This window comes from candidate division TA06 bacterium, assembly GCA_004376575.1.
Taxonomy (GTDB): Bacteria; Hydrothermota; DG-26; order E44-bin18; family E44-bin18; genus E44-bin18.
In genome coordinates, this window is the sequence record SOJN01000022.1 from 1 (window position 1) to 12,571 (window position 12,571).

9 protein-coding genes are annotated in these 12,571 nt (G+C 49.0%); 5 read left to right on the forward strand and 4 right to left on the reverse strand.

Features of this window, described 5'->3' with window-relative positions; genetic code table 11:
* Positions 1-118 precede the first annotated feature (118 nt).
* Positions 119-2,764 (reverse strand): T9SS type A sorting domain-containing protein, encoded by a 2,646-nt coding sequence (locus E3J62_01495; GenBank protein ID TET47383.1) that lies wholly within the window; start codon positions 2,762-2,764, stop codon positions 119-121.
* A 667-nt stretch (positions 2,765-3,431) separates the two neighbouring features.
* Positions 3,432-4,073, reverse strand: a complete 642-nt coding sequence (locus E3J62_01500) for a class I SAM-dependent methyltransferase (protein ID TET47384.1) — start codon at positions 4,071-4,073, stop codon at positions 3,432-3,434.
* A 433-nt stretch (positions 4,074-4,506) separates the two neighbouring features.
* On the opposite strand from E3J62_01500, the gene E3J62_01505 reads away from it, so the two are divergent.
* Entirely contained in the window at positions 4,507-5,127 is a 621-nt protein-coding gene (locus E3J62_01505) for a hypothetical protein (protein ID TET47385.1), read from the forward strand.
* A gap of 488 nt (positions 5,128-5,615) precedes the next feature.
* Positions 5,616-5,921 (forward strand): hypothetical protein, encoded by a 306-nt coding sequence (locus E3J62_01510; GenBank protein TET47386.1) that lies wholly within the window; start codon positions 5,616-5,618, stop codon positions 5,919-5,921.
* A gap of 99 nt (positions 5,922-6,020) precedes the next feature.
* Here E3J62_01510 and E3J62_01515 read toward each other — a convergent pair whose 3' ends face one another.
* Both E3J62_01515 and E3J62_01520 read right to left on the reverse strand, forming a co-directional pair.
* Complete coding sequence (locus E3J62_01515; protein ID TET47387.1) at positions 6,021-6,950, reverse strand: glycosyltransferase; 930 nt, start codon at positions 6,948-6,950, stop codon at positions 6,021-6,023.
* Positions 6,951-7,078: 128 nt separating this feature from the next.
* Positions 7,079-8,035 carry a flippase-like domain-containing protein gene (locus E3J62_01520; GenBank protein TET47388.1) on the reverse strand — a complete coding sequence of 319 codons (957 nt, stop codon included), beginning with the start codon at positions 8,033-8,035 and terminating at the stop codon, positions 7,079-7,081.
* Positions 8,036-8,364: 329 nt separating this feature from the next.
* On the opposite strand from E3J62_01520, the gene E3J62_01525 reads away from it, so the two are divergent.
* The 3 genes from E3J62_01525 to E3J62_01535 all read left to right on the forward strand — a co-directional run bounded on the left by E3J62_01525 (position 8,365) and on the right by E3J62_01535 (position 12,472).
* Positions 8,365-9,054, forward strand: a complete 690-nt coding sequence (locus tag E3J62_01525; protein ID TET47389.1) for a DUF4159 domain-containing protein — start codon at positions 8,365-8,367, stop codon at positions 9,052-9,054.
* A 273-nt stretch (positions 9,055-9,327) separates the two neighbouring features.
* Positions 9,328-11,217 (forward strand): hypothetical protein, encoded by a 1,890-nt coding sequence (locus tag E3J62_01530; GenBank protein ID TET47390.1) that lies wholly within the window; start codon positions 9,328-9,330, stop codon positions 11,215-11,217.
* A 424-nt stretch (positions 11,218-11,641) separates the two neighbouring features.
* Positions 11,642-12,472 (forward strand): M23 family peptidase, encoded by an 831-nt coding sequence (locus E3J62_01535; protein ID TET47391.1) that lies wholly within the window; start codon positions 11,642-11,644, stop codon positions 12,470-12,472.
* The last annotated feature ends 99 nt before the right edge of the window (positions 12,473-12,571 follow it).

Sequence of the window (12,571 nt, forward strand, 5' to 3'; positions counted from 1 at the left end):
TGCTGACTATGAACAGCGACAACACAAAAAGGGCCACAAATGAGCTTCTTCGACTGCTCATCTTCACCTCCTTTTCTCCATTCCTTTATTTTTTCCTCCTCGCAACACTGGTATCGACCTACCTCACCAATATCATCTTCTTTATATTCACAAAGCCTTGGGTGTCGAGTCGGTAAAAGTATATGCCGCTAGCGAGGGTTTCAGGAGACCATTGCACCCCATGACTTCCGGGCTCACGATACTCATCTACGAGAGTCTCAACGAGCCTTCCACTAGTATCATACACCTTGAGAGTTACTCTACCAGTCACCGCCACAGAATAACTGATCATTGTCGATTTACTAAATGGATTGGGGCTGGTCTGAAGGAGCGCGTTCCTACGTTCAGTCTTCGTCTCCCAGATCATCTGGTTGTGACTGTGCTTGTGGGACTTCATTGCCTTACACGCATGCTCCCATGCCTTCTTGTAGTGGTTGATCGCCTTGTGGTACTTTCCCTTGGCTTTATCCTCTTCAGCCTTGCCCATTTCCTTCTCTGCCTTCTCTATCTCTTTTTCTTTGCCACCAGCAGCAATCGCATCATCAATTGCCACCCTTGCAAGGATGCTGTCTGCCTTGACCAGCATCAGGATCAGTCTCTCACACAGTTCTGAAGGGAACCCGCCTTCTCCTTCACCTATCTTGTCAACACTCTCAACCTCGAAGTCCCCAAACACCATACCTTCTTCAAGAGGCTTGGAGCAGGAGGTGTGTATCTCTTCATCAAGGGAGCCATCCACCCAGATTTCTGTGTTTGCACCCAGCTTCTCATCAACTGCATTGATTTCAAAAGTATCTTCTGGTGATACCATCTCAGGACCGAAGCAGGTCTTCTTCTTGCTTATGGCTTCGATCAAAGCTTCCTCTGCCCCATGGTAGATGAGAAAGAGCGACGTGACCCCTTTGCATTTTTCTCCCTGGCACAGTTTCTTTAAGTCTTTTACTGCTTTCTTCTCTTCGTGGAATACCTTTTTGCCTTTTTTGCACACGAGGTGTGTCTCATCGAGCCAGTATTTGGGTTTCAGACTCTTTTCAATATGTTTCTTTGCCTTCTTTATCCCTTTTGCCACACGCTTTGACTGAGGTTCCAGTGTATCCAGTTCCGCCAGCACATTTTCTTTGAGGCCAAGTGGTGAGACCCCCTCTTCGCCTTCACATGTTATGTCTACCTCTATCCTCTCCAGATTGGGCATCTCAGCAGCATTCTCCCACAACAAATCTGCTCTATACTGAATGTATTTGTGACCATATACCTCATCGGGCAATGAACCAGAATTGGTATCTGTCAAAACTTGATACCAATCTGTCCAGGAGGAATCAGGTATAGGAGGATTCCCTGCCCTGAAAAATATGTCTATCTTTGAGCCTCCCGGTGTATCTGCTATCCAATAAACCTCTCCACCCGAAATAAGCGAATCCATCCCCAGACTGCAGGGCCTGACAACTCTGGAATAATAAGAAGGAACTTGGCGAGGTTCCCGAAAGGCGCCATGATGGTCGTTACTTACCGGCAAACTGGTATAGGAAGTGAAAGACGGACCATAAAATACGTAAGAGTAAGATCCCTTGTGGTTAACGAATACATCCACATGGCCGTCATAATCGAAGTCAGCAACCACACCACCCGTTGCCTTGAGAGGTATGCCTATCTCTTCTGTATCTGTATCAGAGAAGAAGGGAGGGCTTCCTGAATTGTAGTAGATTATGGGGCTCTGGCTATTACTCCTGAAGTACAAAATATCAAGCAGGCCATCCTTGTCGAAATCAGCTATGCCCGAGCCGCCATAGCAGTGGCCGGGATACAGCGTTAACTTATCTGCATCACTGTAACCCGAGCTGCTACCCCAATAAATGGATGAATGGATTGTCTCATCGTAGCTTGTGGCCACAATATCAATGTAGCCGTCATCGTTCAGGTCTCCTATTGAAAGCCCGTGTGGCGACGATTGATTCGAAAAATTGAGTGATGATGGTGTAAAGCTTCTTGTACCCGTCTGATACAGGATTAGGACGTCATAAGGCTGACCGTATTGTATAACTATCAGGTCTAAGTACCCATTCATATCAAGGTCACTTGCCTCTATGTTGTGAGCCTTAGGACCAGTGGGTAGCGCGAATCTATCCGAAGTTGAATACCCGGACGGACTTCCCCAATAGACGTAAAGAGTATCCCAAACTCCCGCCACTGCAATGTCCAGATATGTATCCTTGTCGAGGTCAGCCACATAGACTGCCTCGCCATCATCATTTGGCAGAAGTGTAGTATCGTCAGGAGATGGTCCGGTTGCTGTGCCCCAATATATACAGGCTTCACCCATTGCGTAACCAGAATGAATTAGCTCGGGGTAACCGTCGAGGTTCAAGTCTGAAATGTCACAGTTTCCAGCCCAGGTGACTGGATAGGCCAGGTAATTCGACGGTGAATAACCACTGGATGACCCAAGCCATATCTTTACCGATGGCCCGCTCTCTTCTGAAGATATCAGGTCATACCAGCCGTCGTTGTTCACGTCGAATTTTGCATGATACTCGATGCATCCAGAATCGGTGGGGCTCGTCTCCTGCTGAAGTCTCCGTGAGACGTATATTTCGGCGTCATAAATCCCTTCCATGAAATCACTGTAGTGTGTATCGGTCCAAAGTCCTTCTGCGGATACAGCAACCAGAAGAATGACGGCGGCCGCCACGCTGATGAGCAGGATGCCCAAAAGCTTGCCGTGTGCCATTTCACCCTCCAATCCATCAGATTGCTTATTCTACAGGGGTAGTTTCCCGCTGCGCCTCTCCTGTATGGTAGCAGGTTTCCTGATATTTGCAACCCATTTTGTGAAAGAATGTGCTATATTTGGTGTCGGTTCGCATTGAGCTCAAAAACTGTCGTGGTGCGTTTCGCCTACTTTTGAAGTTAGCCCCTGAGCCTTGACAATCCTGGTCTCAGGCTATCTCACCAATATCATCTTCTTTATATTCACAAAGCCTTGGGTGTCGAGTCGGCAAAAGTATATGCCGCTAGTGAGGGTTTCAGGAGACCATTGGGATCAGTCTGTGTGTGTGTCGCCCTATTCCGCGCGATATTGAACTTTTTGCCGCGCCGCGAAATCAGCTATGCTGAGCCGTGCCAATTACTATCAGGCCGATAGATACCACCTCACAAATTGGATAATATGTTCTTGAGAAATAGTTGTCAAGACCTGTTCGGACAAATACGTCACTGGCGTGGATGGAGAAGACCGAAGCAGCTCAACTCTTAGGACCCCCAATGGATTGCCATGCCATGGTTCACTTTAGCCGTTGCTCCTCGCAACAGCAACCTTTTTCTTGGAGGGTGCAGCAGGAGAGTGATGTAATCAATTATCTAACGCGTCTTTAGGAGAGACCCAACTGTTAGAGGGGTCACGTTTGCGGTGTGACCCCGCGAATCTTTCGATAGATAGTCCATAGTATGGGTGAGAGAAACAGCGATGCCAGTCCTTTCCAGCCTCTTCTGAGGGGCTTGGTCTGTTTGACTCTTTTGACAAATCTTTCCATAACATCTTCCGGTAGCGGCCCCTTGAAACCTATTCCAACAACGGTATGAGGGAGGCAGGCTGCTCCACCGAAGTCAACAAATGATGAAGCAAAGGGCTTCAAGAGACTTCTGAATGCCTCTGGCGTGAAGCGCCAGTAGTCGTATGGATGGTCATGTATGGGGAAGTACATGACAGAACTGATTACAACAATTCCATCGGACTTGAGGATTCTATGAGCTTCTTCAATAGCCTTTCTCGGGGATTCGACATGCTCGAGTGTATCGAGAATGAGGGCAGTTCCAACCGACTCTGAAGGAAGATCTATATGATGGAGGTCCAGAATGACATCTACACCTGGCCCCTCTCGCATATCGGAACCAACATATTCCTTATCCGGGAAGAGTGGCCGAAGATCTGCAAGGCCTTCCTGGCCGGGTACTTGAAGGGCGCCAAATTCATAGATAGGTTCAGAGATAGGCAATGTTTCAGCAACGAGCTTAACAAACCGTTTGATTGATCCACGCACAGCGCTTTCACCTCCTGAGTTGGATGCGACAGTATCTAGCGTTCAGGCTTCATTCTAAATCGAAAATCCTGGAAAGAGGCTGTTGGATGAGACCTTTACGCACCTACTACGGAGTTTCAATAGGATGATTTCCTCGTACTTGAATTATATCGAGCACAAGTCTAGTTGTCCACTGCAAACAATCAGTTGACCATGTTTGAATATAAGAAGTCTCTGAGCATTCCACCTTAGTTCTTAACCTTGATGAGGTCTTTGCCGTGTAATAGAATGAACGCATACGGAAAAGAGGCAGAGAGGAAACAAAGACCGCAAAAGGCGCTGAGTGGCCGCTTTTTTTGGCTTTGCAGCTTCTGGACAAGGTCGCATTCTGAACGCGGAACATTGACGTCCTCAGCTCGTCCATAAATAGCAGGACATTTCACAGCAAGGAGGAATGAAAGTGGACCCAGAGATAGAGAAAATTCAAGAGAGGGTTGAGAAGGAGAGTGCTTTCTGTGTGAAGCTGGTAGATGAGATGGGCAAGGTGATCGTGGGCCAGAACTACATGATTGACAGGCTTATGGTCGGGCTTCTAGCCGATGGCCACATTCTCCTTGAGGGGGTGCCCGGTCTGGCCAAGACCATGGCGGTGCGGACACTTTCCAAGGCCATAAGGGTGGGTTTCAAGAGGATTCAGTTCACCCCTGACCTGCTACCCGCGGATCTGACAGGGACAATGGTATTTGATCCGAAAACAGGTGAGTTTCACCCGAAGAAAGGGCCCATATTCACAAACATAATACTGGGAGATGAGATAAACAGGGCTCCTGCCGAGGTCCAGAGTGCTCTGCTCGAGGCGATGCAGGAGCGCCAGGTTACTGTGGGTGACACCACCTTTGATCTCGAATATCCTTTCATGGTTCTTGCAACTCAGAACCCGATCGAGCAGGAAGCGACTTATGCACTACCCGAAGCGCAGGTTGACAGAAATGGCCTGGGCGGGTGGATTCCACAGGAAACCCCGGAAATTGTCTGGCGAAGTACAACATACGAGGTACGAAGGACGAGGGAGTAAACTGCCAAGGACGAAGTACTAATGGATATGGCACTCAGGGCTTAAAGGTGATATAATTCGGTGAGGCTGGAAGGGGGAGTGACACCTTTGACCTCGAACGCCTTGGACAGGGTACTGCAGCGAAGCAAACTGCGTTAGGTAGATGGCCTGAACAAGCTGGAGTTGACCGCAAATGTTGTGTCCAAAATGCAAGGTTGGCATGAAAGAAATGAAACGGACGTACCACAAGAAGAGGAAGTGGGTGTGCCCGGTTTGCGGTTGCGTAAGAATGCAAGAACCAAAAACGAAGTGCAAGGTACGAAGTCCAAAGTACGAGCGATGAAGTACCAAGTACACTGTACGAGGTGCGAAGGACGAGACATGAAGTGCGAAGAGCAAAGTACAATGTGCAAGATACCAGGTACTTGGCAATTTGTACTTTGAGGTGATGAAGACGCTTACAGCCTGAAGCTTGAAGCCTAGGGTTAGCGATAGAAAGGGGGTGGCAGATGAGACGCACCATCATTGGGTTGTTAGTTCTGCTTCTTGTGGTTCCAGCATTAGTTGGATGCAAGGAGACGAAGAAAGACCTGGAGGAGTATGGGCATACTGTAATGAGTATGCCGGAGAAGGCAAGGGTGCTTAGCGATGTGACCAGGATAAGGCACGCTATTGAGTTCTATAAGGTAGAAAACGAGGGAAAGTACCCTGATTCGATATCAGAGCTCAATCTGAAGGACCTCTACTATGACGATGAGTACGACTATGATTCCTCTACCGGCAAGGTGAGGAGCAAGAGCCATCCCACGCTTTGAAGCCTTGCTATCTGGTCGCACGCCAGGTCGAAGAGAACAGCCGAAAGACCAGACTAGTGTTCAGATCCAAAAATAGAAGAAAAGATGGGGTGAGGGGCACTACTCCGGAGATTGGCGTTTTCTGTCTCCCAGTTTCTTTTCCAGTCTCTCCATCCTTGCTGCCAGCGATGCCAGTGTTTCGGCAAGGAATCCGACCGTGAAAAGAGAAAGGCCCGCCAGGATGAGCAGGGTGACCAGGTACAAAAGTGGCCTAAAGCCTATTCCCCTTATGAATCTGAGGTATAGAGCATATATGCCGATTATGGCTCCAGCAAGGAACGACATGAGTCCAACGGTGCCGAAGAGGAGCAGCGGTTTCCTTATGAGTGAAATCTGAAACTTGACCGCAACGAGATCGAGAAGGCCAATTAGAACCCGGCCTTTACCGCCATACTTTTGAGAACCTTTTTCTCTGGGATAGAGCTGGACCTTCACCTCAGTTACTGAATAGCCCTTGTCTACAGCGAGTGCTACGATGTAACGGTGCCAGTCTTTTCTCAAATGTAGCTCCTCAAGAATCTCTCTGTTCATCACCTTCACAGAGTTCTGGTCATGGACAGGAACCCTAAACAGGCGGCGGGAGAGCCAATTGTATATGGACGAGACAAACCGCTTCGAGTATTTTCCCACCTTCCAACCGGTGACGAGATCATACCCCTCGAGTAGTTTCTCCATAAGCTTTGGTATGTCTTCTGGTGAATATTGGAGGTCAGCGTCCAGCACGGCTACATACCGGCCAGTACTGCAAGCGAGACCCGTGAGAATAGCCTGTGTCTTTCCCATGTTTGTCCTGTTCCTGGCGACCTTGAGAAACGGATACTTGGGCATAAGGCTTCTCGCCACTTCATACGTGCCATCGGTTGAGCCGTCGTCGACAATGATCATCTCCCAGTCTTCTTCTTGCTGGGAGATGACTTCGGCCGACTTCTCTACCAGGTCCGGGATGTTCTCAACCTCATTGAATGCGGGAGTAATGATAGACAGTTTCATAGTACAACAATCCAATGCCGTCAAGGGTACAAGAGACTGAGTGCCTCCACCAAAACGGTGAGCCTATTATTTTACAGGCACAGTACTATGTCAAGCCGATTCTTCAAGTACAAGATTCAACCAACAAACTACCTGTGCTTAAGAAGAAAAGCTATTCCTCCGGTCAAGCTTCCTGCTATCCCTATGGCAAAGAAGAGCAGGGACAAGGATAAGGCTTCTCCGCTTGAAAGACCCGTCAGTCCGAACAGAAAAACGTATCCCCACTCCCTCACGCCTATGCCGTTAATAGATATTGGAATCATCGCCACGATTGATATTATGGGGACATAAACTAGATGGCTGAACAGTGGAATCGAAAGACCGAGACTGGCTCCTGCGAAGTAGTTGATGATGACAAGAAAGCCCTGGACCAGAACAGACAGGGCAATTGCCCACAACACTACTGGCATTCTTTTTCTGTACAGTTGCATAGCCTGGTAGAATTGCTTTATTCTTTCCCCGAGTCCAAAGACCTTGATAGAACCAATTCTCTTTCTTAGACCGGGAAGGAGACCCCTTTTGAGGAACAGACCAATTACGGCAATCAAAATCACTGTCGCGCCCACGATCAGGAGTATGAATTTTCTGCCTTCGGGGGTGTTCATGTAGAACATCAGGGCCACGAAAGCAAAAATGAGTAGGCCCAGCATACCGAGAACCCTTTCTGTCAGGACAGAAGCGAAGACCTCTGAGCCCTTGGCCCTTTCTTTGGTGACGTATACCGCCCTCGTTATGTCCATCCCCAGCGCTGCCGGAAGGAAGTTGTTGAAGAAGAAAGAGATCATATAGATGACCAGCAAGCGGAAGAAAGGCACTTGTATCCCCTGAGCAGAGAGGAGTCTGCGCCATCTCTCGTTCGAGAGGAGTAGAACGCCGAGCCAGGCAAGGAACCCGAGTACCAACGGAAGGGGTCTGACTGAAGCAAAGAGTGTGGCCAGGTTTGACAAATCCACCCGCCAAAGCAGGAGGCCGAGGAGGAATGCACTGGCCAGAATTCGGATCAGGAGATAGAGAAGACTCCTTGTCTTTTCTTTCATTTCGGACATAGTAGATGGGTGAAATCCCACTGTCAAGTGTTTCCTATTTGGGTAAGTGACCCGCCAGCCTCTCTATGGAGGGCATCGTCCTCTTTGCTCCTGTGCTCTGTGCTTCTCCTGACAGGTCTGCCCTCCACAGTCATCATCCACCACAACCGTGGGTGGGCTCAAAAGCCGTTGACAAGAGAAGACTCCTTTGCTATTTTCAAACGCCGGGGGTCCTGGGGTATTTGAAGGTCGCCGATGCAGGTAATGCTTAGTGCATGCTCTCACGGACCCAACAGGGAGAATCAGAAAGAATGAGCCGAGGAGATCTGTTCACTCCTAGAAGAAAGAGTATGCGCTGTCGAATCTTCTGGTTTGCGGTCGCCAGGTTTGGCGTGGCCTGTGTTTCAGTCTTTGTCGTTCTATGCTCTGGCGCAATTGTCTCGCCCCAGGAACTTCAGATAGCGAGGCTGAAATACTCGGGAGGAGGCGACTGGTACAACGATCCCTCTGTCATTCCCAACCTCTGTGCGGAGATCAACTCCAGAACCAGTATGAGAGCACAAAAGGAGCAGGCGGTTGTGGCGGTATCAGACGACGAGCTTTTCAGATATCCTTTTATTTTCGTGACCGGGCATGGCAACATATCATTTGATATATCAGAAGCCGAAAGACTGAACGACTACCTGAGCAGTGGAGGATTCCTGTATGCTGATGATGACTACGGGATGGATAAGCACTTTAGAAGAGAGATTAAGAAGGTGTTTCCAGATAAGGAGCTGGTTGAGATACCTTTTGACCATGAGATTTTCCACATCTTCTATGACTTTCCAAATGGTCTGCCAAAGATACACAAACACGACGGTAAGCCGCCAAAAGGATATGGCGTATTCCACGAAGGCAGGATGGTCGTATTCTATACTTACGAAACAAACATCAGTGACGGGTGGGCTGATCCTGAAGTCCATAAGGATCCTCCTGAAAAGAGGGAAGCAGCCTTCCAGATGGGGATAAACATTGTCATGTATGCGGTAACACACTGAGAGCCGAAGATCGAAAATAGAAATCGCAAGACAGGGAAACGGAAACAAAGATTTGGGGTGTGTGGGGGGCAATTTGATTTTTGATATTTGTCCTTCGATTGTTCTTCCTTCGACGGAGTCTATGCTGAGCACTTCGGTACCCTCAGTACAAGCTCCGCAAAGTGCTCGGGAGGCCGTGAAACGCCCCGGGCAGGCAGGATCTGCGACAATTTGAAATGTTGGATTCATCTAATCGGCGAAGACGATTTGTGAATGCAGCCGGAGGTTTTCGTTATGGAAAAAGGCAGGATGGCGGATGGTCCGATGTGTTCCTTTGATGAGGTAGCAGAGGTTCTGAAAAGGTTCAAACGCAGGATTCCAAAGGAGAGGATTCTTCAGTATGTGAATGAGTCTGGAACCTGCCAGACCATAAGTCCTTCCCTGGAGAGCGCGCTTCTGGTCTGTCTTCTGTACGAGTGGGAGAAGAGCAGAGAGAAGACTGTCGTTTGCAAGTTCGATATCGAAGAAGACACAGATTTCCCTTCTGCCCAGCTTTTCGGCATAGTCAGCATAGACTGGCCCGGCATGTCGGATAGCTGTGTAGGAGTGTTCTATGAAAAAAAGTGGAACATCTCTTTCATTAAGGGGACAGTTATCTCCCACAAAGGGGAGATGCTCGGCGTTGTTCTAGTTGGCGTCACGGTTGAATCCAGAGAGAGGCTTGCCCAACTCAAGAATGAAGGCACTGCCATAGTTCACAGTTTGAAGAGCGCGGCAGCTGGGGACAGAGCAAAAGCATGGCTTATCGCCCGGGAAGCGGAGAGGTACGAAACCTATATGTCCACAATAGCACGGATACGTGAGATCCTGGAGGGAGAAGACTTGGATGGTTTGATTGGAGAATCTGGCGAGGCAGTCAGGTTTTTCGCAAGCAGGCCAGTCGCTTATGTTCGCGAGAGAAGGTCTACTGATCTAGCGATGCAGATAATCAACAACTACAAAGCAGTAAGAAGGGTCAGGGAATCCGGAGGTGAGGCTCAGCTGAAGATAGGAAACATAAAGACCGAGGCCGGATATCTGACTGGCATATCCATTGTTGGGTATGAGAAAGACTTCACCTTGGATGATTGTCTGAGGGCGATAAATCATGTAGCTCCAGGTTTTCAAATAATGTTCAACAAGGAGTTCAGGACTCCTGACAGGATAATGATTTATAGAATTGAGATTGTGAGCAGGGACGGGACACCTTTTAATCTCAAGGAGATAAACAGAATTGAAGGCGCACTGCGTGAACTGGCACAAGGGAGGCGCTTCGAAAGGATAATGTGGATAGAGAAGTTCGGTGGAGTAGAAGGCTATGCTCGAGCGCTGATTCCGTACCTTGCACGGGAACAGAAGAGTTCTGAGATCACTCAAGTATATATCACTTTCGGCCAGACTGTTGAACTGTTCGCCGAGTTCAAAATCCTGGTGGTCTCGGGTCTGACAGGGCCCAAGCTAAAGCGAATGGGCTTGAAGGTTCTGGACAAACTTGATTCCGCAAAAGGCTTATCATTGGTGTCATATAAGACTTCGAAAGGCCCGCACAATACTCTTGTGCAGATAATTGACCTGCGGGCTGACCTCGCGTATTTTGCCGGACCTGATCATGTTTATCCCCGTATCAGAGAGATCCTTGGTCAGGTTATCGGTGAGTTTCGTGATTTTGACAGAGGTGGAAGAACTGAGGAGGTTGATAAGGTAGACAAGTTGCTTCAGAGGCTGAAAGGGTTGGACTACTTGACTGTCAGGGAGATATATTTTCATCTTGACGATTTCTACAGGCTGGGGGCCGGCGTCGATGAGCTGGCGGAAAACATAGAGACAGTCATGTCCGTGCTTGAGCGGTTTAAGAAAGCTAAGACAAAGAGGCCCTATGTGTTGGGGAAGAATATCACGGCCCGCGTTTCAGAGGGGAAAGAGGTTGTACTGGCAACAATTCTGGCAATCGTTGATAGAACTGACGGAAAGCCGATCAGGCGCTGGCTTGACCAGCTGCGCGATTTTGAAATAACAATGAGCAAACTCGAGAAGGAGAACGCGTCCATTCTGCACTTCAGAGTTTCCGAAGACGGCAAACCATTGTCTGATTCGAGGCTGAGCGAAGTACTGAAAGACCTGAAGAAAATTGCCCGCATGGCCTGATCCCCGATCTTTTAGCCACCGGTCAGAGATGTCCTCGGATTGACTCATGCGATAGGCAAGCTGGGTTTGGGGGGGGAGGGGGATGAACCTGTCTGGGGGCAGAATCCACCCATCTTCTCCTGAAGTTCAGGTGCTCTCGGAACTGTGTGCTCCTTTTTGGGGCAAAAGACAGCAGATGGCAGGATTCTTGCTAAACATAAATATCGCACGGAACCATGTGGGGAGAAAAGGGCCTCTTCTGACGCATAATTGTGACTGGCGAGGTCAAAAAAGGACTTGACACGTAAGAATTTAGGGGTATAATCTTGGAAAAACGGAAAGGGACAGGTCTATTCACAACGCGTTTATAAAGAACCTGAGATGGCGTATTGTATTGTTCCGGTCCGCTTCGGGCAAGACCGAGCTTAGGCTCACCCGTGGCCGGATGTTTTTTTATGCGACCTCCTCAGCTATGGGTCTTTTGGCGTGCGCTGCCTCTGTTTGTTTCTTGCCGGTAGGGGAGGGAAAAGGGGTTACATCTGAGTTAAGATCCGAGTTGGCCTTTCTGAACCGCTCACTCGACCTGACCGAACGCAAACTGGCGGACCTTGAGGAGGAGATGGAGAAAAGGATAGCGCTCGACGAAAAAGTGAGAGTTGTATCCGACTTGGAGATTATACATGAGGAGGTGAGGTCCCTGGGTGTTGGCGGGACCGGCTGGCATCTGAAGAGGCCCGACCTGGTAGGTCCCCGAATCGGTAATAGACTGGTATCGATCGGCGAGAGGATAGAGAAGCTCGAAAGGCAGGCAAGATTCGAGCAGGAGTCTTTTGAGGAGATTGTAGATGAGTTGGCGCAAAGGGAAAAGCTGCTGGCTCACACGCCCTCCATAATGCCAGGGCAGGGCTTCATCACCTCCTACTTTGGCTGGAGAATTAGCCCAATAACCAAGCGTAGGGAGTTTCATAGAGGGCTTGACATTGCCAACCTGGGTGGCACTCCAATTGTGGCCACTGCTGATGGTAGGGTTACGTTTGCAGGTTGGAAAAAGGGGTTTGGAAGGTTTCTGACGCTTGATCATGGTTATGGCTACATTACCAGGTACGGACACTTGAAGTCCATTTTGGTCAAGGTAGGCGATAGGGTTTTTCGCGGCCAAACAATCGGCCTGCTGGGGGCGAGCGGAAATGCTACGGGGCCTCACGTTCACTACGAGGTTCTGGTCAATAGAAGACACGTCAATCCCAAAGGATATATCCATTCCGGGCTGTTCTAATCTTGCCATTCAAAGCCCGAAGGTCCCAATATAGCCATCCATCCGATTCACTTTCAATCCATAGAGAACTTACAACACGAGCCCTTCAGGACCGGTTCT